This window comes from Novosphingobium sp. (assembly GCF_027531025.1).
In the GTDB taxonomy this organism is placed as follows: Bacteria; Pseudomonadota; Alphaproteobacteria; order Sphingomonadales; family Sphingomonadaceae; genus Novosphingobium.
Window position 1 is genome coordinate 424,853 of record NZ_JAPZQX010000003.1, and the last position, 26,166, is coordinate 451,018.

Annotated in this window: 25 protein-coding genes and 3 tRNA genes; 10 read left to right on the forward strand and 18 right to left on the reverse strand. The window is 66.3% G+C overall.

Going from position 1 to position 26,166, the window contains the following annotated elements; genetic code table 11:
• Both O9281_RS05115 and O9281_RS05120 read right to left on the reverse strand, forming a co-directional pair.
• A complete protein-coding gene (locus tag O9281_RS05115) occupies positions 1-1,875 on the reverse strand; it encodes a DUF885 family protein (RefSeq protein ID WP_298183501.1) in 1,875 nt (624 codons plus the stop codon).
• Positions 1,848-2,522, reverse strand: a complete 675-nt coding sequence (locus O9281_RS05120) for a 2OG-Fe(II) oxygenase (protein WP_298183502.1) — start codon at positions 2,520-2,522, stop codon at positions 1,848-1,850. Before O9281_RS05120 ends, O9281_RS05115 begins: the two co-directional genes overlap by 28 nt.
• Before the next feature lie 85 nt (positions 2,523-2,607).
• Between O9281_RS05120 and O9281_RS05125 the strand changes: the two genes are divergently transcribed.
• Positions 2,608-3,159 (forward strand): cytochrome b, encoded by a 552-nt coding sequence (locus O9281_RS05125; RefSeq protein ID WP_298183503.1) that lies wholly within the window; start codon positions 2,608-2,610, stop codon positions 3,157-3,159.
• A gap of 61 nt (positions 3,160-3,220) precedes the next feature.
• Here O9281_RS05125 and O9281_RS05130 read toward each other — a convergent pair whose 3' ends face one another.
• On the reverse strand, positions 3,221-4,363 hold the full coding sequence (locus O9281_RS05130; protein ID WP_298183505.1) for an RcnB family protein: 1,143 nt from the start codon (positions 4,361-4,363) through the stop codon (positions 3,221-3,223).
• Positions 4,364-4,495: 132 nt separating this feature from the next.
• Here O9281_RS05130 and O9281_RS05135 point away from each other — a divergent pair, with 132 nt between their 5' ends.
• Positions 4,496-5,083, forward strand: coding sequence for a flavin-binding protein (locus O9281_RS05135; RefSeq protein ID WP_298183506.1), 588 nt, complete (start codon positions 4,496-4,498; stop codon positions 5,081-5,083).
• Positions 5,084-5,116: 33 nt separating this feature from the next.
• Here O9281_RS05135 and ettA read toward each other — a convergent pair whose 3' ends face one another.
• Positions 5,117-6,790, reverse strand: a complete 1,674-nt coding sequence (gene ettA, locus O9281_RS05140; protein ID WP_298183507.1) for an energy-dependent translational throttle protein EttA — start codon at positions 6,788-6,790, stop codon at positions 5,117-5,119.
• 113 nt (positions 6,791-6,903) lie between these two features.
• On the opposite strand from ettA, the gene O9281_RS05145 reads away from it, so the two are divergent.
• Positions 6,904-8,247 carry a M28 family peptidase gene (locus O9281_RS05145; RefSeq protein ID WP_298183508.1) on the forward strand — a complete coding sequence of 448 codons (1,344 nt, stop codon included), beginning with the start codon at positions 6,904-6,906 and terminating at the stop codon, positions 8,245-8,247.
• Here the strand turns inward: O9281_RS05145 and O9281_RS05150 are convergent.
• The 3 genes from O9281_RS05150 to O9281_RS05160 form a co-directional block, all read right to left on the reverse strand.
• Positions 8,244-9,389 carry a DUF1501 domain-containing protein gene (locus O9281_RS05150; protein WP_298183509.1) on the reverse strand — a complete coding sequence of 382 codons (1,146 nt, stop codon included), beginning with the start codon at positions 9,387-9,389 and terminating at the stop codon, positions 8,244-8,246. The two genes, O9281_RS05145 and O9281_RS05150, sit on opposite strands and share 4 nt — an antisense overlap.
• 2 nt (positions 9,390-9,391) lie before the next feature.
• A complete protein-coding gene (locus O9281_RS05155) occupies positions 9,392-10,801 on the reverse strand; it encodes a DUF1800 domain-containing protein (RefSeq protein WP_298183510.1) in 1,410 nt (469 codons plus the stop codon).
• A gap of 114 nt (positions 10,802-10,915) precedes the next feature.
• A tRNA-Pro gene (locus O9281_RS05160) sits at positions 10,916-10,992 on the reverse strand.
• Between the two features lie 183 nt (positions 10,993-11,175).
• On the opposite strand from O9281_RS05160, the gene O9281_RS05165 reads away from it, so the two are divergent.
• A complete protein-coding gene (locus O9281_RS05165) occupies positions 11,176-11,394 on the forward strand; it encodes a hypothetical protein (protein WP_298183511.1) in 219 nt (72 codons plus the stop codon).
• A gap of 117 nt (positions 11,395-11,511) precedes the next feature.
• On the opposite strand, the gene O9281_RS05170 is transcribed toward O9281_RS05165, so the two are convergent.
• The 4 genes from O9281_RS05170 to O9281_RS05185 form a co-directional block, all read right to left on the reverse strand.
• A complete protein-coding gene (locus tag O9281_RS05170) occupies positions 11,512-12,981 on the reverse strand; it encodes a M20 family peptidase (RefSeq protein WP_298183513.1) in 1,470 nt (489 codons plus the stop codon).
• A 45-nt stretch (positions 12,982-13,026) separates the two neighbouring features.
• Positions 13,027-13,103, reverse strand: a tRNA-Ile gene (locus tag O9281_RS05175).
• Positions 13,104-13,144: 41 nt separating this feature from the next.
• Positions 13,145-14,149, reverse strand: coding sequence for a polysaccharide deacetylase family protein (locus tag O9281_RS05180; RefSeq protein WP_298183514.1), 1,005 nt, complete (start codon positions 14,147-14,149; stop codon positions 13,145-13,147).
• A 41-nt stretch (positions 14,150-14,190) separates the two neighbouring features.
• Positions 14,191-15,831: a histidine kinase dimerization/phospho-acceptor domain-containing protein gene (locus O9281_RS05185; protein WP_298183515.1), complete on the reverse strand. Its 1,641-nt coding sequence runs from the start codon at positions 15,829-15,831 to the stop codon at positions 14,191-14,193.
• Between the two features lie 204 nt (positions 15,832-16,035).
• On the opposite strand from O9281_RS05185, the gene O9281_RS05190 reads away from it, so the two are divergent.
• Positions 16,036-16,500: an Lrp/AsnC family transcriptional regulator gene (locus tag O9281_RS05190; protein ID WP_298183516.1), complete on the forward strand. Its 465-nt coding sequence runs from the start codon at positions 16,036-16,038 to the stop codon at positions 16,498-16,500.
• A gap of 270 nt (positions 16,501-16,770) precedes the next feature.
• Here the strand turns inward: O9281_RS05190 and accC are convergent, their stop codons facing one another.
• The 6 genes from accC to O9281_RS05220 form a co-directional block, all read right to left on the reverse strand.
• Positions 16,771-18,120, reverse strand: a complete 1,350-nt coding sequence (gene accC, locus O9281_RS05195; RefSeq protein WP_298183517.1) for an acetyl-CoA carboxylase biotin carboxylase subunit — start codon at positions 18,118-18,120, stop codon at positions 16,771-16,773.
• 13 nt (positions 18,121-18,133) lie between these two features.
• The gene (gene accB / locus O9281_RS05200; RefSeq protein WP_298183519.1) at positions 18,134-18,583 is read right to left on the reverse strand and encodes an acetyl-CoA carboxylase biotin carboxyl carrier protein; all 450 of its coding nucleotides are present in this window, start codon (positions 18,581-18,583) and stop codon (positions 18,134-18,136) included.
• Between the two features lie 122 nt (positions 18,584-18,705).
• Positions 18,706-19,008, reverse strand: coding sequence for a hypothetical protein (locus O9281_RS05205; protein ID WP_298183520.1), 303 nt, complete (start codon positions 19,006-19,008; stop codon positions 18,706-18,708).
• A 94-nt stretch (positions 19,009-19,102) separates the two neighbouring features.
• On the reverse strand, positions 19,103-19,516 hold the full coding sequence (locus tag O9281_RS05210; protein WP_298183521.1) for a holin family protein: 414 nt from the start codon (positions 19,514-19,516) through the stop codon (positions 19,103-19,105).
• 176 nt (positions 19,517-19,692) lie between these two features.
• A complete protein-coding gene (locus O9281_RS05215; RefSeq protein ID WP_298183522.1) occupies positions 19,693-20,367 on the reverse strand; it encodes an OmpW family outer membrane protein in 675 nt (224 codons plus the stop codon).
• A 118-nt stretch (positions 20,368-20,485) separates the two neighbouring features.
• A complete protein-coding gene (locus O9281_RS05220; RefSeq protein WP_298183523.1) occupies positions 20,486-21,058 on the reverse strand; it encodes a hypothetical protein in 573 nt (190 codons plus the stop codon).
• Positions 21,059-21,247: 189 nt separating this feature from the next.
• Here O9281_RS05220 and O9281_RS05225 point away from each other — a divergent pair, with 189 nt between their 5' ends.
• Genes O9281_RS05225 through O9281_RS05240 form a run of 4 tightly spaced genes read left to right on the forward strand, consistent with a single transcriptional unit; the run spans position 21,248 to position 25,417 of the window.
• A complete protein-coding gene (locus O9281_RS05225; RefSeq protein ID WP_298183525.1) occupies positions 21,248-22,342 on the forward strand; it encodes a histidine kinase in 1,095 nt (364 codons plus the stop codon).
• 2 nt (positions 22,343-22,344) lie between these two features.
• A complete protein-coding gene (locus tag O9281_RS05230; protein ID WP_298183526.1) occupies positions 22,345-23,007 on the forward strand; it encodes a response regulator transcription factor in 663 nt (220 codons plus the stop codon).
• Positions 23,007-24,989 carry an ATP-binding protein gene (locus O9281_RS05235; protein WP_298183529.1) on the forward strand — a complete coding sequence of 661 codons (1,983 nt, stop codon included), beginning with the start codon at positions 23,007-23,009 and terminating at the stop codon, positions 24,987-24,989. The genes O9281_RS05230 and O9281_RS05235 overlap by 1 nt, the downstream gene beginning before the upstream one ends.
• Positions 24,986-25,417, forward strand: a complete 432-nt coding sequence (locus O9281_RS05240; RefSeq protein ID WP_298183531.1) for a response regulator — start codon at positions 24,986-24,988, stop codon at positions 25,415-25,417. Before O9281_RS05235 ends, O9281_RS05240 begins: the two co-directional genes overlap by 4 nt.
• 41 nt (positions 25,418-25,458) lie before the next feature.
• On the opposite strand, the gene O9281_RS05245 is transcribed toward O9281_RS05240, so the two are convergent.
• Positions 25,459-25,535, reverse strand: a tRNA-Pro gene (locus O9281_RS05245).
• Positions 25,536-25,815: 280 nt separating this feature from the next.
• Here O9281_RS05245 and yajC point away from each other — a divergent pair.
• Positions 25,816-26,148 (forward strand): preprotein translocase subunit YajC, encoded by a 333-nt coding sequence (gene yajC / locus O9281_RS05250; protein WP_298183532.1) that lies wholly within the window; start codon positions 25,816-25,818, stop codon positions 26,146-26,148.
• Positions 26,149-26,166: the final 18 nt, after the last annotated feature.

The window sequence follows — 26,166 nt, forward strand, 5'->3', positions numbered from 1 at the left end:
TCAATTTATTGTGGTGTTACAGCAGGCTTCGCGGCTGCTGGCAATCCAGCGCCGCACCTTGTCCTCCAGAACCGGCAGGGGCAGCACCCCGCTGCCCAGGACCTGTTCGTGGAATGCCCTGAGGTCGAACCGTGCCCCCAGCGTTGCCTCGCCCTCGCGGCGCAGGCGCTGGATCGTCAGTGCGCCGATCTTGTAGCTGAGCGCCTGGGCCGGGTTGGCGATGTAGCGATCGACTTCCGCTTCGACATCGCTGCGGCCCATTCCGGAATTGGCCAGCATGTAGCCAATCGCCTGATCGCGGCTCCAGCCTTGCGCATGGATCCCGGTATCGACCACCAGCCGCATGGCCCGCAGCATCTCGTCATCCAGCGTGCCCCAATGCTGGAGCGGATCGTCGTAGAGTCCCATCTCGAAACCCAGCGTCTCTGCATAGAGCGCCCAGCCTTCGACAAAGGCGGCATTGGTGCCGAACCGCTGGAAATCGGGCAGGCTTTCGTCCTCCTGGGCGAGGCTGGTCTGGAAGTGATGCCCCGGCACCCCTTCGTGCAGATAAAGCGTGGTCACACCCGAGGTGAAACGGTTGGGCAGATCGAAAGTGTTGAAATAGAACACCCCCGGCCGCGTGCCGTCGACCGAGCCCTGGACATAGGAACCGCCCGCCTCGAACCGTGCGCGATATTCGGGATATGGCGCGATGGTCAGCCGGGCGCGCGGCTGGCGCGCAAAGAACCGGGGCAGTTGCGCTTCGACCTGTGCGGCGACCCGCGCATAGCCTTCGGCCAGTTCCGCGGCCGTGCGGGGGTGAAAGCGCGGGTCGCTGCGGATGTGATTGAAAAAGGCGGGCAGGCTGCCCTTGAACCCCAGCCGGTCCTTGACCGCCTCCATTTCCTGCCGGATCCGCATCACTTCGGCCAATCCCAGCGCATGGACCGCTTCAGGTTCGAGCGGCAAGGTGGTGTGGCTGGCGATCAGCCGCCGATAAAGCGCCGGGCCGCCCTTCATCTCGCCGAGGCCGATCGAGGTGCGCGCGGCCGGCAGGTATTCCTCAGCCAGGAAGGTTCGCAACCGCCGATAGGTCGGGTTCACCTCGTCGCGGATCGCGGCTTCCCAGGAAGCGCGGATCAGCGCCTGCCGGGCGGGCGGGATCGTGTCGGGCAGGTGATCGAGCGGGGCGGCAAAAGGCGAACCGGCCACTCCCTGGGCCAGGATCGCATCCAGCTGGACGATCATGTTGAACACGGTCAGCCGGGTTTCCAGCACACCGCTCGCCATGCCCTGGCGAAATCGCCCCGTTGCCCGATCGAGCACGCCGGGAAAGGCCCGCACCAGCGCAAGGTTGCGACGATAATCGGCTTCGCTGGCATAGGGCAGCGCCCCGCCGGGGCCGACCAGCGCCGGGAAATCCTGGTGGAGTCCGCCGAAATGCGTGATCGGCCGCACCTGGGTCAGCGCCAGCATGTCGGGTGCCAGCCAGCCCAGTTCGTGGCGCAGGTGCAGCTTGAAGGCATCGTGGGATAGCTGCCGTTCGGCACTCAGCCTGGTCCGGTCGATCCGACCGAGGGCAGCCAGATCGCGGCGCAGGCTGGCGCGGCGCTCGGCCACCAGATCGTCGCTGAACAGGCGAGCAAGCTGGGCCGGGTTGCCTTCCGGCCCGCGCGTCAGGGCCCCCAGCGGATCGAGCGCGGCTTCGGCTCGCGCGGCCGCGTTGAGCAAGGCGAGCAGCCGGCCATCCTCGCTGGCGGCAACGGCGCCTGATGCTTCGATCAGCGGGGCGGATTGCGCCACTGCCGGGCAGGCGCTGCCCAGCCATACTGCGCCCAGCGCAGCCGCCGTTGTCAGCGCGCGGGTCAGCCCCATCGGCGGGTGCGGTACCACTTGGTGATGATGTACTTGGTGCCCTTGATCACCGGGGTGCCGGCGTGGAGCGTGTCCTGGTTGAGCGAGCCATCGGGGCAGGCGTTGTTCCACACGATCAGGGCCCCGCGCTGGGGCGGGATCGAGACGCCGATCTTGGGAAAATCGGTCGTACCGCCTTCTTCAACGTCGTTGAGATAGATCATCGCCGTAATCGAGCGCTGTCCGCCCCGCTTGGCCTCGCCTTTCCAATAGGGTGCCTTGGTCCAGAACCAGTCCATGTGAGCTTTGAATTCCTGGCCCGGGGCATAGCGCTGGCCCTGCATCGTCTCGCCATATTCGTGGGGTAGGCCCAACAGGTCGTCGATCCGCCGCTCGATCATCCTGACAAAGGGATCGTCGTGTTCGACATCGCCGGAAAAGGAGGTGCGCCAGGTATCGGACCCATAGCCGTGATCGAGGACGCTGGACGGGCGCGCGGTGCGATCGACCATCTCGATTAGCTGATCGCATTCATCGGGCGAGACAAATCCGCCCATGGCCCAGATTTCCGCCTTGTCGACCGGCACCTTGTGTACGGCGGGATCGGACGCCAGTCGGCGCCGGACCTGCGCGCCGACCCGGATCAGCGCGGCCTTGTCCGGATTTGGGCAATCGGGATATTCCATGATTCCCATGCCTATAACCTCGTCGCGACAGGGCAAGTCAAAACCGGCTTGCGGGGCGGGCGGGGATGAGTCAGTCTCCCGCTCCATGAGCAACACCGACAGCGCAGCACGCTATTCGCGCGGGGCCAGCATCCTGCACTGGCTGATCGCCCTATTGATCATCGGCAATTTCGTGGGGGCCTGGATGTCCGAGGATCTCCCGCGCGATCAGAAGTTCGTGATGATGGGCTATCACAAGGCCAACGGGATCCTGATCCTGCTGCTGACCCTGGTGCGGATCGGCTGGCGCTTTACCCATCGTCCGCCGCCCTTGCTGGAATCGCTCAAGGCCTGGGAAGCTGCGCTCGCCAAGGTCACGCACACGCTGTTCTATCTGCTGATGCTGGCCGTGCCGCTGGCGGGCTGGGGCCTCCATTCCGCTTTCGGCAAGGGCAAGCCGGTCAGCATGTTCGGCCTGTTCGATTTTCCCGCCCTGCCGGTCGGCTCGGACAAGGCGACCATCGGCCTGTTCCACGACCTTCACGAAGTGACCGCCACGGCCATGCTGGCGCTGTTCGTCCTGCATGTTGCCGCCGCCCTGAAGCACCAGTTCGCCGATCGCGATGGCACGATGCGGCGGATCGTTCCCTGGGGCTGACAAGCGAAGAGCCCCCGCCCGGCAGGGCAGGGGCTCCGTTGCGGCGGTCCACTCCCGGGCGTTACCAGAAGAAGCTGTAGATCACATCGACCACTTCGCCAGAGTAGATGTTCACCAGCAGCGCGTCATCGTAATAGCGCACCCAGCGATAGGGGCCGTAAACCTCGGGCAGGCGATACTGCCAGGGGTTGCTGATCCAGTAGCGGTTCGAGAAGAACAGCGAGTCCAGGTAGAACCCGATGCTCAGCCGCCGGTAGTGATAGTTCCGGTACGGCGCATAGTACGACGGCAGCCGGTAGACGTGCGGGTAAGACCGGCGATAAGTCGACCAGTTGTAGCGCTTGTTGTCGCGCCAGCGGTTGTCCCAGCGCCGATAGTCGTGGCGCTCGCCTGAGCGATAGCGGCCATCGTTCCGGTCCCAACGGTTGTCGTTGCGGTTCCAGCGATTGTCGTTGTCGCGGTCCCACCGGCGGTCGTTGTCGCGGTCCCACTGGCGGTTGCCGTCACGGTCCGCGCGGCGATCGCCATCGCGGTTCCAGCCCGAGCCCGACCGATCCGAACGCCAGCGTTCGTCGGTGCCGCGCCGGTCACGATTTCCGGACCAGGTGCCGCGGTTGTCTTCCCAGCTGCGCGCCGGCGGAGCCGGAGCGGCAGCCGGAGGGGGCGGCGCAGGTTGCGGCACGGCGACCGGTACGGATTGCGGCGGGCTGCCATTCCAGCCGCCACGGCGCGGGCCGTCTGGGCGCGCACCATCTGTGCGGGGCGCATCATTGCGCTGACCGTCGTCGCGGCTCCGGTTCCATTCACCCCGGTTCCATTCACTTCGGTTCCAGGCGCCCCGGTTCGAGTCCTGGCGCGCGCCGTCAGCGCGATTCCAGTTCTGCCGGGCGGCTTCACCCTGGGTGCGCGGGCTGTCGGGCACGGGCCGTGCTTCCGGGGCTTGGCGGGGTGCTTCGACGCTTGCAGGCGGCGACCACTGGCGGGCTTCACGCCGTGCACCGCGCGAGAAGTCGGCTTCGGCGGGCAGCGAGCGCGCAGCGGGGCGATCGTCCGAACCGCCATGAATGCGGCCTTCGCGTTCCGGCCGAGGGCCGTCCTCGCCCGACATGTCCTGCGCGCTGGCCACTGCCGGCAGCGAGAGCGCCGCCAGGACCAGAGCCAATCCGCTGACGCGGCCGGCAATCTGCTTGAACTTCACGGCCATGGCCGTTCTCCATTTCCCGCGCCGTACCATCGACGGCGACCATGAGGGCGGAATATGCGATTCGCGCTGTCCCCACGGTGAATGGGCGTTAGGGGTAATCGTTCAGGATTCGCCCCGAAGGAGTTGCCTTGAATGGTTGAAACGCTCGCCCAGGTTCTTGTGGATGCGACCGACCGGCTGACCCGTGCCGCGCGCGATCGCACCTCGCCGATGCACGTGCCGGTGGTCGGCACCGGCGATGGCGACCTCAGGATGATGGTGCTGCGCGAATGCGGTGAAGGGATTGCCCCCCTGCGCTTTCACACCGATGCCCGCAGCCCCAAGGCGCAACTGATCGGGGCAGGCGGCCCGGTCAGCGTGCTGGCTTTCGATCCGGGCGACAAGGTGCAGCTGCGGCTGCGCGGAACCGGGCGGATTGAAGTCCATGGCCCCAGCGCCGATGCTGCCTGGACGGCCGCCTCGGAATTTGCCCGGCGCTGCTACCTGGCCGAAGCGGCGCCCGGCACGGCTAGCGATGTGGCAACCTCGGGCCTGCCGCCGGAAGTGGAGGGGATCCGCCCGACCGAGCCGCAACTGCTTCCGGCGCGCGACAACTTCGCGGTCCTGCTGATCGAGCCGCATTCGCTCGACTGGCTGCACCTGGCCCACAATGGCCACCGCCGCGCGCAGTTCACACGCGGCGGGGATGACGCGTGGCAGGGGACCTGGGTGGTCCCCTGACCGGTCAGCGCGTCAGTTTCTTACCTTAGCGCGTCAGCGCGTCAGTTTCTTATAAGCCAGGCGCGTCGGACGATCGGCCGCGTCGCCCAGGCGGCGGCGCTTGTCTTCCTCGTACATCGCGAAGTTGCCTTCGAACCATTCGACGTGGCTGTTGCCTTCGAAGGCGAGGATGTGCGTGGCGAGACGGTCAAGGAAGAAGCGGTCGTGCGAGATGACCACGGCGCAGCCGGCGAAGTTCTCGATCGCGTCTTCCAGCGCGGCTAGGGTTTCGACGTCAAGGTCGTTGGTCGGTTCGTCGAGCAGCAGAACGTTGCCGCCCTGCTTCAGCATCTTGGCCATGTGGACGCGGTTGCGTTCACCGCCCGAGAGCTTGCCGACGTTCTTCTGCTGGTCCTGGCCCTTGAAGTTGAACGCGCCGACATAGGCCCGCGTGCTCATCTCCTGCTTGTTGACCGTCATGTAGTCATGCCCGCCCGAGATTTCCTGCCACACGTTGTTGGCGGGGTTCAGGTCGTCGCGGCTCTGGTCGACATAGCCCAGGTGCACGGTCGAACCGATTTCGATCGTCCCGCTGTCGGGCTTTTCCTGGCCGGTGATCAGCTTGAACAGCGTGGACTTGCCCGCGCCGTTCGGCCCGATCACGCCAACGATGCCGCCCGGCGGCAGCATGAAGCTGAGGTTTTCGAACAACAGCTTGTCGCCATAGGCCTTGGAGATGTTCTTGGCCTCGATCACCTTGCCGCCCAGGCGCTCGGGCACCTGGATGATGATCTGGGCCTTGCCAACGGTGCGGCTGTCCTGCGCGTTCTGCAGTTCCTCGAACTTGCGGATACGCGCCTTGGACTTGGTCTGGCGGGCGGCCGGGGTCTGCCGGATCCACTCCAGCTCGCGGGCCAGCGCCTTCTGCTTGCCGCTTTCCTCGCGCTCTTCCTGTTCAAGCCGCTTGGCCTTCTTTTCCAGGTAGGTCGAGTAATTGCCCTCGTAAGGGAAGTACTTGCCCCGGTCGAGCTCGAGGATCCAGCCGACCACGTTATCCAGGAAGTAGCGGTCGTGGGTGATCATCAGCACCGCGCCGGCAAATTCCTTGAGGTGGTTTTCCAGCCATTCGACGCTTTCGGCATCGAGGTGGTTGGTCGGTTCGTCCAGCAGCAGGATGTCCGGCTTCTGGATCAGCAGGCGGGTCAGCGCGATGCGGCGCTTTTCACCGCCTGACAGGTTTTCGACCGACCAGTCACCCGGCGGGCAGCGCAGGGCTTCCATCGCCACTTCGAGCTGGTTGTCGAGCGTCCAGCCATCGACCGCGTCAATCTTGTCCTGCAGTTCGGCCATTTCGGCGCCGAGCGCGTCGAAATCGGCATCTTCCTCGGCCATTTCCATGCCGATCTGGTTGAACCGTTCGACCATGTCGGCGATCGGCCGTGCGCCATCCTTGACGTTTTCCAGCACGGTCTTCGTGTTGTCGAGCTGCGGCTCCTGCTCAAGGTAGCCGACGGTGATGTTCTCGCCCGGCCAGGCCTCGCCCGTGAAATCCTTGTCGATCCCGGCCATGATCTTGATCAGGGTCGATTTGCCCGCGCCGTTCGGGCCAACGATGCCGATCTTGGCACCCTGGTAGAACTGCAGGTTGATATTGCTCAGCACCGGCTTTTGCGCGCCGGGGAAGGTCTTGGTCATGTCCTTCATCACGAAGGCGTATTGGGCGGCCATCGAAGAGGTCCTCTGGAAAAATCGCTAAAGTGGAGTTGGCCGCGCCTCTACAAGGGGCCGGGGCACGGGGCAAGCGGATTGCCTTTGGCCGAAGGGCGGCTAAGCAGACGGGCATGAAACGGACCATGACCCGCGCCGCGCTGGCGCTCTCGCTCTGCCTTGCCACTGCCGCTCACGCCGGCCCGCCGGCCGAAGGGTCCGGCGTGGCCTGGGACATCACCGAGGGGCTGACCACCGAAATCGGCCAGCGTCTGGCCGGAACCGAGCGCGAGGCGGCGGCGCGCGACTGGGCGGTCGCCCGGCTCAAGGCGCTTGGCTTTCAGAATATCCGGATCGAACCGTTCACTTTCGATGGCTGGGTGCGCGGGCCCGAAAGCGCAACGTTGACCGCGCCCTATCCGCACAAGCTGGCGGTGGCTGCGCTGGGCTATTCCGCGCCAACCCCGGCGGGCGGGATCACCGCGCCGCTGGTCTATTTCCCCACGCTCGATGCCCTGAAGGCCGCCCCGGCAGGTTCGCTGAAGGGCAAGATCGTCTTTATCGATCACGCCTTCCGCGCGGCCCAGGATGGCTCTGGCTATGGTCCGTTCGGCGCGGCGCGGCGCCAGGGGCCGACAATCGCGGCGGCCAAGGGTGCGCTCGGTGTCGTGATCCGCTCGATCGGCACCGACTGGCAGCGCAACCCTCACACCGGCGCAACCGGCTGGGACAAGGCCGTCACCCCGATCCCGGCCGGGGCTGTCTCCAACCCCGATGCCGACCTGATCGTGCGGATCGCCAAGCGCGGCAAGCCCATGACCCTGATGCTGCAGCTGGAAGGCAAGCCAGTGCCGCAGATGCCATCGGGCAATGTCGTGGCCGAACTGCCGGGTCGCGATCCTTCGCTGCCGCCGATCCTGGTCGCCTGCCATCTCGACAGCTGGGACCTGGGCACCGGGGCCTTTGACGATGCCGCCGGTTGCGGGATCGTGACCGAGGCCGCACTGGCCGCGCAGCAAGGCACCAAGCCGCTTCGCACGATCCGCGTGCTGTGGGCCGGGGCCGAGGAAGTGGGCGTGTTTGGCGGCGCGGCCTATGCCGTAGCCCACAAGGACACGTCCCATGCCCTGGCGATGGAAGCCGATTTCGGGGCCGACAAGGTTTGGCGGGTCCAGTACAGCTTTGCCCCCGGCTATGCTGACCTGGCCAGCCGCATCACTGCCGCGCTGGCCCCGTTGGGGATTGTGCGCGGTGCCGACAAGGCGAGTGGCGGGGCCGATGTCGGCGCCATCATCGCCGCGCAGAAGCTGGCGGTGGTCGATCTCGATCAGGATGGTACCCGCTATTTCGACCTGCACCACACGCCGGACGACACGCTCGACAAGATCGACCCGGCGCAGCTGGCGCAAACGGTCGAGGCCTGGCGGCGGGTGCTGGCGATCGTGGCGAACGAGGCCGGGCCGCTGGCCGGAAACTAGGCCCGGATCAGACCTTCCAGTGCCTTGCCCGCGCCGCCGGGGAACAGCCTGCGCGCGGTCAGCACTGGATCCAGCCCGAAATGCCCGGCAATTGCCCCGGCCAGCACCGTATCGAGCGAAGTTGTGGGCCGCAGATCGCGCCCTTCGTAAAGCGCGGACTGGCTAAGGCCCGGCCAGTCGGTCAGGATTCGCCCGCCCTTGACCCGCCCACCCAGCAGCATGGCCATGCCGCCGGTGCCGTGATCGGTGCCGCCGGTGCCGTTGACCGCGGCGGTGCGGCCGAATTCGGTGGCGACAATCACAAGCGTATCGGCCCAGGCGCTGCCCAGTCCATCGCGCAGGGCGGCCAGCATGGCGTCGAGCCCGGTCAGCTGGTTGGCCAGCCGCCCGCGCTGACCGGCATGGGTATCCCAGCCGCCCGATTCCATCATCACCAGCCGCGCCCCTTCCGGCCCGGTCATCAGCGAAGCGGCCAGCTTGCCGGCCGCTGCCGCGCCGCGCCCGCCATCGGAGGCGAGTTCCCCGGCCATGGCGCGGGTCTGGACGGCCTCACTCCACAAGTCGTGGAGCTGGGCATCGTCGGCATAGAGCCGCGCCACCCGCTGCAGGAACTCGGGCGAGGCATCGGGCAGGTTGGTGGGGGCATAACTGGAAGCCGTCGCGGCACCACGCAGCGCCGTCGGAATCGCGGGTGACAGGGCGAGGGCCTTGGCATCGCCGCTGGGCAGCAGGCCGATCAACCGGTTCATCCAGCCATCGTCGCGATCATAGGGCAAGCGTCCGCCAGTCTCGAGCACGTTCTGCCCATCGAAATGCGACCGATCGCGATAGGGCGAGGCTGTGGCATGGACGAACAGTGCTTCGCCAGCCTGATACCGTCCGGCGAGCTGCCCCAGCGATCCATGCAGCGTGAACAGCCCGTCCAGTTTCGTGCCTGCACCGATATCGGCCAGCTCACCGCGCAGCCGCTCGTAAGCCGGATCACCGGTCGGGGCCAGGGTGGCGAGGCCATCGGCGGCGCCACGCTGGATCAGGAAGACCAGCCGTTTTTGGGTCGGCGCGGCGGCGTAGGCCAGCCGCGGGGCGAACAGTGCGCCGGTCAGCAGGGCACCCCGGGCAAGCAGCGAGCGACGGTCGATCATCCTTACCTCCGCATCATTTCGGGCGAGGCCAGCAGCAGGGCCAGCGCCTGGGTGGGGCTTTCCGCACCGGCCAGCGCCTTGCGGGTCGGTTCCGACAGGGCGCCGGGAAACAGGTCTTCCGCCAGCTTGCGGGCATCGATGGCAGCGGTGCGGCTGGCGATCCGCTCGGCCACTTCAACCCGGCGATAGAGCGCATCCGGCCCGGCCCAGCTGGGGGCCATGTCGTCCCATCCCGCGGGCGAACCGGGTCGCCAGATCGGTTGGCCCAGCTGGTTGAATGTATTGGCATTGGCCAGCACCGGCAGGGTCTGGGTGCCCACGGCGCGCAGGCTGGCCAGGGTCCAGTCCCATGGCGTGCGGAACTTGGCCGGGCTGGCCGCCCAGGGTTCGGGCGCTTCTATCAGGGCGCGATAGACCGTGGGCAGATCACCGCCGGATTTGAGGAAAGCCGCCTCAAGGCGCGCGACCAGACTGGGCGGCGGATCGTCGGCGGCGAAATGGCGAGCCAGCTTGGTGGCGATGTGGCGCGCGGTGGCAGGATGGACCGCCAGGTCGCGCAGGATCGCCTCGCCCTGCCGCTCGCCGTCCTGGTCATAGCGCTTGCCCAGCACCTTGCGGTCGCCGGGCTGGTGGATGATCCCGGCAAACCAGTAGCCCGGTCCCGGGCCGCGCAGCATCGGCTGGTCGGCCAAGCCACCCACGGTCCAGCCGGTCAGGGCGCGGGCCAGCTCGGTCACGTCGCCCTGGTCATAGCCGGAACGGACCCCCAGCGTGTGCAGCTCCAGAATCTCGCGCGCCAGGTTCTCGTTCAACCCGCGCTGGTTGCCGCGCCGTGCGGCGATCTTGCCCAGCACCGAATCCGGGCCGACCGACTGTGCCTGATCAAGGTAAAGCAGCATGGCCGGGTGCCGTTCCACCGCCAGCAGCAGATCGGTGAACTTGCCCAGCACGTTGGGCCGGATCGCTTCGAACTCAAAGGCTCCGGCAATGCCCAGCGTCACGATCTTGTCGATCGAGACGGCGAAGTGGTTGGCCCAGAAATGGACCAGTCGCTCGACAAAGGGGGTGGGCGTGGTCAGCGCCAGGTTGGTGCGCGCGGCTGCCGCCTGGGCGTAGACATCGCGCAAGCCGCGATAGGGGCGCAGTTCGGGGGCAATGTCGGGCCGTGCTTCGGTTCCGGGCTTCGCCGCATCCGCTGCCGGGTTTTCATCCCGCATCTCGCGCTGGGCGGCGCGGGCCTCGCGGAACTGGACGATCAGGGCGGGCGAGGCGGGCAGGCTGGTGATCGCCGCAGGGCGAGGGTCGAACTTGCCGAACTGATCGAGCAGCCAGCGGCGCGGCTCTTGCGGCACCGCTTCACCCTTGCGGCCGCCCAGGCCAAAGCGGTTCAGGGCGACAGAGCTTTCACGCATCGGCACATCCTTCCCAACCGGACATGCCGCCATTGTGCCGCAGCCAGCGGCGCTGTCACGCCGCAAATTGTATTTGGCTGTCGCCGGTCGTGCCGGGCCGGTTACGAGGGGATTTGGTCGGGGAGACAGGATTCGAACCTGCGACATCCTGCTCCCAAAGCAGGCGCGCTACCGGGCTGCGCTACTCCCCGACCGTGCGCGGGCCTTAGTCCGACCGGGCGGCGCTGGCAATCCATCCTGCGGTTTTGTCGTGCGGAATCGTTCCGAGTGCACCGGTTGCATGTTCGGATTCGACAAGTCGATCGATTTGCGGCAATCCTACCGCCGCTCGGCGCCGCAGTGGTGCGGAGCTGCAAACTCCATAGGGGGAAGTGATGAAGAAGCTTGCACTGGTTCTGACGGGTGTCGCCGCTCTTGGTCTGGGCGCTTGCAGCAAGCCGGCTGAAGAAGCCGCGCCGACCGAAGCCGCCACCACCGAGGCTGCTGCTGCTGAAACCGCTGCTGCCACCGACGCCGCCGCTCCGGCCGCGACGGATGCCGCCGCTCCGGCCGCCGATGCGGCGACTGCTGCTGCCAGCGAAGCCGCCAAGTAAGATTGGCGGCAGTTTCGGGAATGCCCCTCGCGGGCGTTCCCACGGCTGAAAAGAAAGCGGCGGGCGCCTTTGCGCCCGCCGCTTTTCTTTTGTCCTGCCGGGGTGCCTACGTTTCGCTCAGCCGGCGGCAGTGGCAACCAGCCGCGTGAAGAACCGGATCATCCGGGCCAGGTTATCGACCGAGATATGCTCGTTGGTGCCATGGATCATGGCCGTCTCCTTGGTGGAGAGGCGCATAGCCTGGAACCGGTAGGTGTCCTGGCTGACTTCCTTGAGATAGCGGCTGTCGGTTCCGCCCACCACCATGAACGGGGCAACCGGCGCTCCGGGTGCTTCAGCCTCGGCGGCGGCGCGCACCAGTTTCCAGCCTTGCGAGGTGGTGGAGGATACCGGCGAGGCTTCGCGCGGTTCCCGCTCCCAGCTGAATTCGACCGGCAGATCGCCGACCGCGGCCTTGGCGCGGGCCATGATATCGGCTGAGCGGTCCCACGGCGCGAGGCGATAGTTGACCAGGCCAAAGGCGTCCTGTGGCAGGACGTTCTCCTTGGGGCTGCCTTGCAGCATGGTCGGCGCAATCGTGGTGTGCAGCTGGGCCGCGCCGGCCGGGGTACCGGCCATCTGCGACTTGATCAGCCCGCCGAACAGCCAGGGATTGGCTGCCACGACCTTCATGAAGCCACCTTTCTCCGCCGCCAGCGCCTGGACCGTGCCGAAGGCGGGCTGGTCAAGCCGGGTCGGGAACTGATCGGCGTGAATCGCGGTGATGGCCTTGGCCAGTGTAACCGTGCCGATCTCGGCCGGCGGCATCGATGAATGGCCGCCGGGCGCCCGCGCCGTGACGCGCAGCGTGGCATAGCCCTTTTCCGCCACGGCAATCATGATCGCCGGGCCGTTGACGATCGGCGCATCGGTGATGATCGCGCTGCCCTCGTCGAGGGTGAACAGCGCCTTCACACCCTCGGCCTTGAGCCTGGCGGCGGCGGCCTGGGCGCCGGTGCCGCCCACTTCCTCGTCATGGCCGGAAACCACGATGATCGTGCGCTTCGGTTTGAAGCCGCTGGCGGCGAGCAGTTCCAGCCCTTCGAACAGGGCGATCAGCGAGCCCTTGTCGTCAATCGCGCCGCGTCCCCAAACTGCGCCATCGGCCACGACCCCGGCGAAGGGCGGGTGGCGCCAGTCCTTCTCGGTCCCCGGCGTAACCGGAACCACGTCCTGGTGCCCCATGAGGATAATGGGCTGGAGCGAGGGATCGCTGCCCTGCCAGCGATAGAGCAGGCTGGCCTGGCCCACGATCTCGCGCTGCATGGCCTTGTGCGCGGCCGGATAGGTCGTTTGCAGCCAGGCCTGGAAGCCGCTCCACTCTTCCATTCGGTTGCGGGCAGGATCCTGGTTGGAAATCGTCTGGAACCGGATCGCGGCACCCAGCCGTTGGGCTGCGGCATTGGCATCCGGCTCGATCGGCCCGGCCAGCCGGACGTCGCTGGCATCGGCAAGGCCAGCGGGCTCGAAAGTGGCGGTGTTATAGGCAATTACAGCCCCGGTGACTGCCAGGGCCCCGACAAGGGCCAGCCCGATCTTCTTGCGCATTGCGAATCCCCTCCCATGCCTGTCTGCCAGTCAGGTTGGCGGGGATGGTGGGCCCGGCAGGACTCGAACCCGCGACCTAGCCGTTATGAGCGGCCAGCTCTAACCAACTGAGCTACAGGCCCATCTCGATGATGGTTCCTGCCGGTTACCGCGCGCCTGCCGCTTAGGCAAGCTCGACCGCGTCCATGATCCCCTTGACCGAAGTCGGGGCGATCGACCGCTGGCGCAGATAGGCAAAGACCCCCCGCCACCAGTCATAAAGCGCGTCGAGCTCGTCCTCGGTGCGGACATAGGGGGTAAAGCCGGGGGCGAGGGATGGGCTGTGGAACGAGAAGACCAGCACCGGCAGGCCTTCGTCGAGGGCAATATCGATTCCGCGGATCGCTTCCTCGAGGGTGACGCCTTCCGGGGTCAGCGGGATGCGCTCAAGCAGGCCCATCTTGGCGAGCACTCCGCGCAGTTCCGGAACACGCCACATCCTCGGATAAAGCCAGGGGCCCAGTTGGCGCAGCAGGCCCCAGTAAACCGTGGTCAGCGGCAGTTCCATCAGCCCTGCGCCGCGATTGATCCACCAGGGCGTCACGGGATGATCGCGGAAATTCGGCCCACCGCTGCTGCTGTAATCGAACCGGGCGCGCACCGAGCTGTCGATGGCAATACCATTGGCGCGCAGGATATTGGCAGTAGCGGGGCCAACGCCATAGCGGCCGGCGCGATAGATCAGCGGCGGCGTGCCGAACCCGGCCTCGATTGCATCGCGCAGGCGGCGGAACTTGTCAGCCTCAAGGGCTGGCGGAAGGTTGCCTGCAAAGCTGTTGAATTCATTGATTTGTTCGTTATGCGGCGGACTGACCCACGGATGCAGTTGCACGCCTACCTCGGCGCGCCCAGCCATGACCGCCGGACGCAAGGCTTCACAAGCGGCGGGCGAGGTGGCGATGGGATAGTCAACCAGATAGATCGGCACCACGCCCTGGCCTTCACAGAATTCCTGGAAACGGATCAGACGAGTGACCGAATGGAGCGTGTGCCCTTCGCGCCGGATCGGCTGCGACCAGTCGAATTCTTCCTCGGTATCGACGGTAATGATGAAGCGCTGGCCGAAATCTGACCGGAAACGGACCGCGCTGGCTGCCGTCGGCAGGTCTGTAATCCTTGGTTCGGCCACGCCTATCTTAACCCCCGTCCGGCAACTTCGCGCCAGTCCCGTCACCCTGCTTGGCTATGCCCCTCGCTCGCCCCGGTCAACCCCGGCAGGTGCAGCACCAGCCGGTCATCCTCGCGGTCAAGTCGCCCGCCCGCGCCCCTGGCCTCGGCGCGAACCAGCCGCAGGGCAAAGCCGATCCCGAAGACGCCGGCTGCAAGGACTTGCGGCACAGCGCCCGGAGCCGTGGCATAAAGCTCCTTGTCGCTGCGTCCGGCGAGCGCCTTGGGCAGCTGGATGGCCAGGACCGCATCAGCCTGGTCTTCAGTCAGATCCAGCGTCAGCCGCTCGCCCGGTGCCGCCACCCCGGCCAGCGTTGCGAGGAGCCGCCAGGCGATCCGCTCGGCCTCGGAGCGGGCCAGTCCGACCATGCGGGCCTCGCCGAGGCCCGATGAAATGAAGCCGCTGCCGCGCGGACCGGTATGGGCTTCGAGCTGGGCGGCAGTGCTGCCCACTACCGCGGCAAGATCGCAGCCCCCGGTTTCGAGTTGCATGGCCCCGCTGTCGAGCTTGGCGAGCCGTTCCAGTTCCTCGAAAGCAGCCAGCATCCGGGCGGCATCGGCGGCAATGCCGGCCGCCTGGGCGCGGTACTCGTGCGGTACCGGACCGAAAAGCTGCTGCTGGATGAGTTCGGCAAAACCCTGGATCGCATTCACCGGGGTGCGCAGTTCATGGAGCAGCTGGCGAATCCGATCAGCCTCTCCGCCTGGGTGCGGGCCATCGGCGGCCTTGCCGCCCGGCCAGCGGCGCATCCGGCCGTGGTAACCCAGGAACCGTCCGGTCAGGGGGTTGAAGCGCGGACTGGCATCGACCCGCCAATCACCAGCGATGGCTTCGCTGCCGCGCAGCTTCAGCCGCAGCGCCTCGATTGGCTGGTACGCCCGCAGCCGACCGCGCAGTGCCTTGCCGCCATGAACCGCCGAAAGCGCCTGGCCAACCACCATCGGCGCGACACCGGGATCGGCCCAGGCGATCGTACCCACGGCATCGGTCGAAAAGTCGAAGGTCTGCGCCTCGCTGGGTACGGCCAGAAAATGGTCCTCGCCCAGCGGCAGTCGTGGCGCTTCGCCACCGGCGCCGGGTTCGGGCGTGACGCGCGCCTTGCGATAGGCTTCGATCCGCTTGACCAGCGCGCCGATGCTGTCTGGCCCGCTGGCCATTGGCGCTTCGGGCAATTCATCGTCGGCGGTCAGTTCCAGCGGGGTTGCGGCCGGCAGGCCGAGACGGCCGACGCCGAGCCGCGCCAGTCGATCGACCAGGTCCGGAGCCAGGTCCGCGCGAGTGCCGAGGCGTGCGCGCGCCGCTGGGGGCAGGGCGGGCAGCAGGTCGGCCCATTCGGCCGGATCGAGCCGCGCCCGATCGATCACCGCTTCGGCCAGGGCCGGATCGCCGCTCGCCAGTTCGGCCACCAGCCGCGGTGAGCGCAGGCGCATGGAGCCATCGCGCAGCGCGGCGATACGCTCGTCCAATGGCAATTCATCGGCCAGTTCACCAAGGCGGTCATAGGCATCGTCGATGGCCGGGCTGCGCGCTTCAACTGGCAGGGTGCCAAGCAGGTCGAGCAATTGCCGGTACTGGATGCGGGCGAGCGCCGGCCCCTGCGCCCGGAGGCGCAAAACAGTGGCAAGGCGATCGTCGAACAGCATCGTATGGGGCGTTGCTCTGGGCAAAAGTTGGCGAAGCTGCCTTAGCAGAGCGAAGGAACTGCAAAAGCGATCCGATTGATGCGTTGCAAAGCGGGACAATTGCGATATGAAACAATAAAATTATCGCGATCACGCAGACAGGACTGTGAATATTGCCCTGTTCGGGCATTGTACTGCGTAGATGAGCGCTGAAGGGTGGATGCCATGGCCAATCTCGACAATATCGACCGCCGCCTGCTGGCCGAATTGCAGGCTGAGGGCCGGGTTACCAACGTGGAACTGGCCCAGCGCGTCGGCCTCACCGCGCCGCCGTGCCTGCGCCGAGTTCGCGCGCTGGAGGAATCAGGCGTCATTCGCGGCTATCACGCCGATCTCGATGCTTCGAAACTGGGCTTTGCCATAACTGTCTTCGCCATGGTCAGCCTCAAGAGCCAGGCCGAGGATTCGCTGCGCCAGTTCGAGGCGGCGATGAAGGATCTGCCCGAAGTGCGCGAATGCCACATGCTGAATGGCGAGATCGACTTCATCCTGAAGATCGTCAGCAAGGACCTGCAGAGCTTCCAGGAATTCCTGACCAGCAAGCTGACCCCGGCGCCTAACGTGGCGAGTGTGAAGACCTCGCTGACAATCCGGACGGCGAAGCAGATGCCTGGGGTGCCGCTGGAGTAGGATGGTGGATTGCCGTGGGCAGCGCCAAATTGCCAGAAAAGATCTTCGAGCGAAGGATCGATTCTGAACTCGAAAATCAACCAGCCTCTCCTGAAATCCTAGCGTTGCGAGCGAAGCCGGTCGATCGAATCATATCGCCCGACGACCCTTCAAGACCGCGAGCCAAGCTAAAGAAAACAAAACGGGAGTTGCTCGAGATAAAGCGATACCTTCGACTAAAGAAGCGAAGGTAAGCCATGCCTACCACTACTAAACCGAGAGTCCCAGAATTTACCCCACCCGCTTTGCCAGCCATTCCTCCAGCCACTTGATCGTGTAATCGCCGTGGATGAAATCCGGCTCGCTCATCAGCGCCTGGTGGAGCGGGATGGAGGTCTTGACGCCGCCGATCACCATTTCTTCCAGCGCGCGCTTCAGGCGCATGATGCAGCCTTCGCGGGTGCGGCCCTTGACGATCAGCTTGGCGATCATCGAGTCATAGTAGGGCGGGATCTTGTAACCGGCGTAAAGCCCTGAATCGACACGGACATTCATGCCGCCGGCGGCGTGATAGCTGCTGACCAGGCCGGGCGAGGGCGCGAAGGTCCAGGGATCTTCGGCGTTGATCCGGCATTCGATCGCATGGCCGTTGAACTCGATGTCTTCCTGGGCGACCGACAGCGGCTTGCCATCGGCCACGCGGATCTGTTCACGCACCAGGTCAACCCCGGTGATCGCCTCGGTAACGGGATGCTCCACCTGCAGGCGGGTGTTCATTTCGATGAAATAGAACTCGCCGTTTTCCCACAGGAACTCGATCGTGCCAGCGCCGCGATAGCCCATGTCGGCCATGGCCTTGGCGACAATGCCGCCCATCCGCTCGCGCTCTTCCGGGCTGATCACGGGTGAGGGGGCCTCTTCAAGCACCTTCTGGTGGCGGCGCTGCAATGAGCAGTCGCGCTCACCCAGGTGGATGGCATTGCCGTTGCCATCGCCGAACACCTGGAATTCGATGTGACGCGGATTGCCGAGGTACTTCTCGATATAGACCGTGGCATCGCCGAACGCGGCCTTGGCCTCGCTGCCGGCTTGCTGGATCAGCGTTTCCAGCTCTTCGGGCCCGTTGCAGACCTTCATCCCGCGCCCGCCGCCGCCCGAAGCGGCCTTGATGATCACCGGATAGCCGGCGGCTTCGGCGATCTGCTTTGCTTCCTCGATATCCGAGACCGCGCCGTCCGAACCAGGCACGAGCGGCAGGCCGAGCGCGCCGGCGGTGCGCTTGGCCTCGATCTTGTCACCCATGGTGCGGATGTGCTCGGGCTTGGGCCCGATCCAGGTGATGTCGTGGGCTTCGACGATCTCGGCGAACTTGGCGTTTTCCGAGAGGAAGCCATAGCCCGGGTGGATCGCATCGGCATGAGTGATTTCCGCCGCCGAGATGATCGCCGCGATGTTGAGATAGCTGTCCTTCGCAGCCGGCGGGCCGATGCAGACCGCATGGTCGGCCAGCCGCACGTGCATGGCATCGGCATCGGTGGTGGAATGCACCGCCACCGTCTCGATCCCCATTTCATGCGCGGCGCGATGGATGCGCAGGGCGATCTCGCCGCGATTGGCGATCAGGATGCGTTTGATTGCCATGGGATGCGGCGCCTCAGGCGATGACCACCAGCGGCTGGTCGAATTCGACCGGCTGGGCATTCTCGACCAGCACCGCCGATACCGTGCCGCCGCGCGGCGCGTGGATCGGGTTCATCACCTTCATCGCCTCGATGATCAGCAGGGTGTCGCCTTCCTTCACGGTCTGGCCGACGCTGACGAAATTGGCAGCGCCAGGTTCGGCCGCGAGATAGCAGGTGCCGACCATCGGCGACTTGACCGCGTTGGGATCACTCGCCGGAGCCGGTGCCACTGCGGGTGCGGCAGCCGCGGCGGCCGGGGCAGGAGCGGCAACAGGCGCGGGGGCCTGGTGAAAGACGGGGGCCACGCCGCCGCCACGCGAAACCTTGATCTTGCGCTCGCCGTCCTCGACCTCGATCTCGGTCAGGCCCGTATCGACGAGCAGTTCCGCCAGTTCGCGCACCAGCGCGGTATCGACGTTCATTCCGCTGCTGCGGGTGGTTGCCTTGCTTTCGGCCATGCGATCCTCGGCTCGTTGCTTTGGCCCCCGCCTATGCGCGGGGCGACAAGCCTAGGCAAGAGCCGAGATGCGTTTTTGAACGGCTGTCAGGGTGCCGGGGCCGGGGCCACGTCGCCGTTATCCTCGGCCGGCGGGGGCAGGGGATCGTCCTCGAGCACCATCGGTTCCGGCTCTTCGGGTTCCTCGGGCGCGGCGGCCGGCGCACTGGTGCCCTTGGCGATTGCCTCGGCCCGCTGGGCGGCAGCTTCGGCTCGCGCGGCGGCGGCTTCGGCCTGGGCCAGCTTGTCCGTCACCTCGCCTTCGGGATTGCTGCAGCCCGCCAGGGTGCCAACCAGCAGCACGCCGACCAGCAGCAGGGGTTTGGCGAAAAATCCGGACTGCACGTGCATCAACCTCCTGGCCCGCCGACCCAACCGAATCCGGCAGGCGGGCCATTCCTCATAGCGACCAAAGATTACCCGAAAATAACCGTGTTGATCGGCATTATCGGTCCGCTCCGGCGATCTTGCCCCACTGGCGCGCGGCCGTGTAGCCCAGATAGCCCGTGCCGAAGAGGGCATAGAGCGCCTCGGGCAGGGCAGAGAGATAGGCGGTCATCCCGGCGGCAATCGCCTGGGCGGTGTCGGGGCGGAAGGCTGCGACCAGCCCCATCGGCAGTGACCACAGCAGCAGGACATACATCACATAAAGGAAGCTGGGCCGGGCCCGGCTGGTCCAGGGATCGCGCGAATTGGCTTCGGCGACGATGGCGGCAAGGCGCGCCTCGATCTCGGCGAGGGCCTGCGAACCCTGCAATTGCAGCAGTTCCAGCTTGGCCTTGTCGCGGGCGGTCTTGTCGGGGATGACCTTGTCGATCAGGCTGGTGATTGGGCCGATCAGGGTTTCGAGCAGGGGCATGGCGTGGCTCCTTTGCGGGTGAAAGAAGCCAAGCCAGGTAACCTATTCCGGCGGTGTAGGAAAATGCCCGTCCGGGCCAACGGTTGCCGTGCGCGCAGGTGACATGAAAAAGCCCGCCGACACCCTGCGGTGTCGGCGGAGGAGGGACAGCCGCTGTTCGACTGTTCAGGAGAGGCTTAGAAACGGTAGCTGACGCCGCCGCTGATCACCCACGGATCAAGCTTGTGCTTGGTCTGCAAGGCCACGGTGTTCCCGGCAAAGAAGCGCGCCGTGGTGCCCACGAAATAGCGCTTGGCATCGAGGCTGAAGCCCAGGCCCTTGTCATTCAGCGGGATGTCCATCCCGGCCTGCAGGGCCAGGCCGAACTCGTTCGACAGATCGACGCTGGTTGCACCAAGGGTGCGGGCACTGGCGCCGAGGCCTTCGCTGAAGATGAAGAAGTGGGCCGGACCGGCACCGATGTACGGCTTCACGCCGCCCAGGTCGAAGTGATACTTCAGCGTGACGGTGGCGGGCAGGATGATCGCATCGTTGACCAGTTGGGCCCCGGCCAGCGGGCCGCTGCCGGTCACGTCATGCGGGGTGACGCAGCAGATCGTCTCGATCGAGATGTTGTCCGACAGGAAATACTCGATGGCGATGGTCGGTACGACGGAATCGCTGGCGCGGCTGTCGCTGCCGGCCGGAGCGCCAACCAGGTTGGTCTGCACCTGGGTGATTTCGCCGTTTGGCAGAACGCCGGTGGCGAAGGCCTTGATCTGGATGCTGCCTTCGTTGTTGCCGGCATAGGCCGGGGCCGAGAAGGCGAGCGCCATCATGGCGGCAGCCGAAGCCGCGGAACGCTTGATCATGGGAGGGATCTTTCGTGTGGGGGAGCCGGCACCGTGGCACCGGCATCAGGGAAAAAGGGCAGGCGGCCGCCCCGGGGAAGGGGGGAGGGGGATGAGGCGGCCGCCTGCTGCGGCCCTGTTACGAAGCCGTATAGGGCAGCGAGGAGTGATGCAGGACGATGCGCAGGTTGCCATCGGTACCGCGGACATAGCCCCAGGTCTTGTCGACGCGGGTCATGGCGCCCTTGGCATCCCACATGGTGACGTTGCCCATCGAGATCGCGGTGTTGCCGGTGATCACCACGCCGGCGTTCTGCGATTCGCACTTGCGCCAGCTCTTGAGGGCAAAGCCGGTGTCCTTGGCATAGGTCTTGTCGCCGCCCACGAAGTAGGCCAGCGCACCGTCACGGGTGGTGCGGAAGGTCTGCGGGGCGACAGTCAGGGTCGGCTTGAATAGGACCGGACCCATATTATAGGCATAGGCGGTGTCGAGCACGGTTTCGGCCAGCTTCTTCGCAGCGGCATGACCCTTGGTGTCGTACTCGGTCGAAATGGCGACCAGCGCACCGCACCAGGCCTTCTGCGCGGCATCGACTTCGGCCTGGGTGATCGGGGCATAAGCGGCCTTGGCGCCGCCGTGGTCGTGGGCCAGCGCCGGGGTGGCGATCACCGCCGCGGCCAGCGCGACATGCTTGAGCTTGAAGGTCTTCATCGGGTGCGCTCCGTAATTGGTTACGTGTGTCTGTTCCGGCGAACCAGGGGGAGCATGCTGCCCTGCCCCGATCGTCAGGGAGCGAGATAGGCGGCTGGCCACTTGCCCGGAATCGGCCAACTGGCTGGCTGATCGGCCTAGGCCACCTGGCCTATGCAGCAATCGCCGGGCCAGCTACATGGGCGGGCGATGATTTCCGCCTCATCCCTGCTGCCGGCCGAGATCGAAACGGTGGCCGAACTGCGCGAGCTTTATCGCGCGGCGGAATCGCGCGCGGCGCGCTTGCGGCTCCTTTCAGCGGGTGGGCATGCCCTGGCTCTGGCCGAACCGGCCACGATCTGGGCCGTGGTGCAGGACTGTGCGGAGCGGCTGGCCTATTTTCTTGGTCATGCCCGGGCCGAAGTGAGCCTCGATGGCAAGGGCCTGCCGATCCCCCGGCCGGGCCAGGATGGCGTCGTGCTGGGCCGCATCGCGATCGGATCGCTGGCCGGGCTGGAAGACATCGCCGATTCCGAAGACCGCGAGGCCGCGCGGCTGCTGGTCGAGCTGATCGGGATCGCGCTCGACCGGGTGAACCGCGAGGACGAGCGCACCCGGATCCTGGCTGCCCTGCGCGAGCGCGAACAGCGGCTTGAATGGCTGGTCGGAACGATCTTCTCGGCCCAGGAAGACGAGCGCCGCCGGGTGTCGCAGGAATTGCACGATGGCGTGGCGCAGACGGCCACCGCCCTGTTGCGGCTGCTCGAAGGCAGCAGCGCGGCCGGACTTGCCGATCTGCCCGGCGCGGAGCGGGCGCGACTGGCCGGGATTGCCCGCGACCTGGTGCGCGAGCTGCGCGCAATCATTGGCGGGCTGCGGCCCACGCTGCTCGATGACCTGGGGCTGGAGGCGGCGCTGCGCGCGCTGGGTGAAACGCTGGAGCAGGATGGCTTTGCCGTGACCGTTACCCTGCCGGACACGGCGCTGGACTGGCCCGCCCATGTCGAAAGCGCGCTGTTCCGGGTGGCGCAGGAAGCCGTGGCCAATATCCGCAAGCATGCCGGCGGCCCCTGCGGGGTGGAAGTGGCGCTAGCGGCGGGTGATGGCGTGACCCGGCAACTGACCGTGCGCGATTTCGGGCGCGGGCCAAACGATGCCGCCGCTAGCGAGGGTAGTGAGGCTGAGGGCAATCATGTCGGCATCGATGTGATGCGCGAGCGCATGGCCGCGATTGGCGGGCAGCTCGACTGGCAGGGTGGCACCGATGGTGTGACCGTGATCGCCACGCTGGCGGTCGAGGCCTGACCATGACCACTGCCGAATTGCCTGCACCCCGCATCTTGATCGTCGATGATCATGCGCTGGCCCGCGAAGGGCTGCGCGCGGTGCTGGTGGCGGGCGGGCTCGACGTGGTCGGCGCGGCGGTCGACGGCGAGAGCGCGGTCGAACTTGCCCGCGAACTGGTGCCCGATGTGGTGCTGATGGACGTGCGCCTTGGCCCGGGTATCGATGGCCTCGAAGCGACCCGGCGGATCGTCGCCCTGGGCCAGCCGACCCGGATCCTGATGCTCACCCTGCATGACATGAGTGGCTATGTGCGCGAGGCGCTGGCCGCCGGGGCGGCGGGCTATGTCCTGAAGGATACCGCGATCGACGATCTGCGCACGGCAATTGCCCAGGTCATGGCCGGGCAGCCGGCTTTCCCGCTGGAACTGGTCAGCGCTGCCTTGCGCGAGCCGCGCCAGAGCGCTGGCGATCCCCAGATGATCGTCGCCCTGACCGCGCGCGAGCGCGGCGTGCTGGATTGCATCGTTCAGGGCATGACCAACAAGCAGATTGCCCGGACGCTCGAAATCAGCCCCGCCACGGTCAAGGCCCATGTCGAACGGATCATCGGCAAGCTGGGCGTGGCTGACCGGACTCAGGCGGCGGTGCTGGCGGCGCGCGAACTGTCGGGCGAGGCGGGCTGATGGCGCGCGGCCGTGCCAATCCGCTTAACCGCTTCTGGGCGGACCGGCCGCTGGCGCTTAAGGGCCTGGTGGTGGTCGCCCTGCCGCTTGCCATCCTGTTTGGCGCGCTGGTGCTGCTCTATTTCGCCAGTGTGGCCGAATCCCGCGCGGAAGACGATGTGCGCCGGGCCTTTGCGATCCAGCGCGATACCTATCAGGTTCACGCCCTGCTGGCTGAGGCGGCGGCCGGCGCACGTGGCTATGCCCTGACCGGACAGGAGCGGTTCCTGGAACCCTATCGCAAGGCCGAGGCGAGCCTGCCGCAGACCATGGTGCGGCTCGACGGGGAAATCCGCGATCCCGAGGTGCGCCAGCGGTTCGAGCGGATCCGCGGGCTGACGACCCGCAAACGCGAAGGCCTGGCCCGGATCGTCGAGCTGTCGCAGGGCGGGTCTGGCAATTCGGCGCTGATTGGCGAGGCCCTGTCTGCCAACAAGGTCGTGCTCGATGCCATGCGGGCCGAGATCGACGCGATCCAGCAGCGCGAGAACGTGCTGCTCAACCAGCGCCGCGAGCGGGTGGAGCAGGTCCGCGACCGCTTCCTGATGCTGACCGCGATCAGCGCCGTGGTCGGCCTGCTGGGAAGCCTCGCGGCGGTCTATCTGTTCTCGACCGGGATCGTCCGCCGGGTCCGCACGCTGGAAGACAATGCCGAGCGCCTGGCCGAGGGTGAGGCGCTACTGCCGCATTCCGACGATGCCGACGAGATCGGCCGGCTGGCGCATCGGCTTGCCCGGGCCAGCGCCCTGTTGCGCGGCCGCGAACAGGCTTTGCGGGAGAGCGAGGAGCGCTTTCGCCTCGTGATCGATGGGGTGCGCGATTACGGCATCTTCACGCTCGACAGCGATGGCGTGGTGACCAGCTGGAACCCTGGCGCGGAGCGGATCAAGGGCTGGCAGGCCCAGGAAATCCTGGGTGACCATTTCAGCAAGTTCTATCCCGACGAGACACGCGGCTTCCTGCCCGCGGCCATGCTTGACCGCGCGCGCCAGAACGGCACGGCCGAGGACGAGGGCTGGCGGGTCCGCAAGGATGGCAGCCTGTTCTGGGCCAACGTCGTCATCACCGCGCTGCGCGATGAAAACGGGGCGCTGCGCGGCTTTGCCAAGATCACCCGCGACATGACCGAACGCCGCCGCAGCGAAGAGGCGCTGCGGGTGGCGCGCGAGGAGGCGATCGCGGCGAGCCTGGCCAAGAGCGAGTTCCTCTCGCGCACCAGCCATGAACTGCGCACGCCGATGAGCGCGATCCTCGGCTTCGGGCAACTGCTCGAACTGGACGAGGAGCAGTTCGGCGAGCAGCATCGCGCCGCGATCACCCAGATCATGAAGGCCGGGCGGCACCTCCTGTCGCTGATCAACGACCTGCTCGACATCTCCAGTATCGAGGCGGGCGGTACCCAGCTGTCGATCGAGCCGCTCGACATGGGCGAGGTGCTGGGTGAGGTCCATGGTCTGGCCGCGCCGATCGTGGCCAGCGCCGGGCTGAAATTCGAGCTGGATGCACCGGTGAAGAAGCTGGTCGCGCATGCCGACCGCCGCCGGGTGATCCAGGTGATGCTGAACCTCATCGCCAATGCCGCCAAGTACCACGGAAGTGGCACTTGTGTGCGCCTCAAGTGCCGGTCTGATGGCGCTGCAATCCGGATCGAGGTGGAAGACGATGGTGACGGGGTCGAACCGGCCGCCGTCTCGCGCCTGTTCACCCCGTTCGACCGGCTTGGCCAGCAGAACCGCACCCGATTGGAAGGAACCGGACTGGGCCTCGCCCTGTCGCAGAAGCTGGTCGAATCGATGGGCGGCGCGATCGGATATGCCGCTCCGGCCAGGGGCGCGCGGTTCTGGTTCACCATTCCTGCTCTCGCCAGGCCGCGCCCTGCCGCCGAAAGTCCCGCCGAAATTCCCGCCGAAACTGGGCCGCCTTCGATCATGGATCCCGCATGACCAGCCTTGTCAGTGCCGCCGAAATCCTCGCCCGCCGAATCCTGGTGATCGACGATGAGGAACCCAACGTGCTCCTCCTCGCTTCGGTGCTGGAGCGCGAGGGCTATCGCGACATTCACTGCGTGACCGACCCGAAGAAGGCGCTCGATGCCTATGTTTCGCTCGCCCCGGACATCGTCCTGCTCGACCTGATGATGCCCGAAGTGGACGGGTTCCAGCTGCTCGAAGCCTTCAAGCGGCATGACCGCCCGGACGAGTTCCGGCCCGTGCTGGTCCTGACCGCGGACGCCACGCTCCAGGCCCGTCGCCGCGCGCTGGCCGTTGGTGCCAAGGACTTCGTGGTCAAGCCCTTCGACGTGATCGAAGTGGCACTGCGCATCTCGAACCTGCTGGAAACGCGCATCCTCTACGAACGACTGCGCGCCTGACGGCTGTGCGCCGTTCCGAACCCCTCAAAAGTTTGGAAAATTGGTCGGGACGAGAGGATTCGAACCTCCGACCCCCACACCCCCAGTGTGATGCGCTACCAGGCTGCGCTACGTCCCGACCGGTTCCGACCCGCGCATGGCGGGCTTGGGAAGCGCGCCTATAGGCAGGGTGTGGCATCATGGCAAGCATCCACAAGCAAACTTGGCGCCGGGGGTTGAACCCTTTGCGACAAGCGCCATGTCCTGCCGGGTGCGAGGGGGTGGGCCGCGTTGCCTTAAGGGTGGCTTGCTGCTAGTCGCGCGCAAATGCGCCGTCGGGCGTGCCGGACTGCAGTCCTAGCAGTTTGCCACGCATTGTCGGCAGGGGTTACATTTCAGGCACGAAAGCACTTTTCGCCATGGACACTTCGCTTCTTCCCCTTCTTGCCGCGGCTTCGGCCGGTGGCGAACCGCCCGTTTGGCTGCAGTTCCTGCCGCTGGTGGCGATGATCGTGATCTTCTGGTTCCTGATCCTGCGCCCGCAGATGCGCCGCCAGAAGGAGCACCAGGCCAAGGTGGCCGGGATCAAGAAGGGCGATCAGGTGCTGACCGGTGGTGGCCTGGTCGGCAAGGTGCTGAAGGTCGATGAACATTATGCCGAGCTTGAGCTGGGTCAGAACGTCAAGGTCAAGGCGCTCAAGTCGACGATCGCCGATGTCATTCCGCCGGGCGGCACTGCAGCCAACGACTGATTGCCAATGACCGACTGA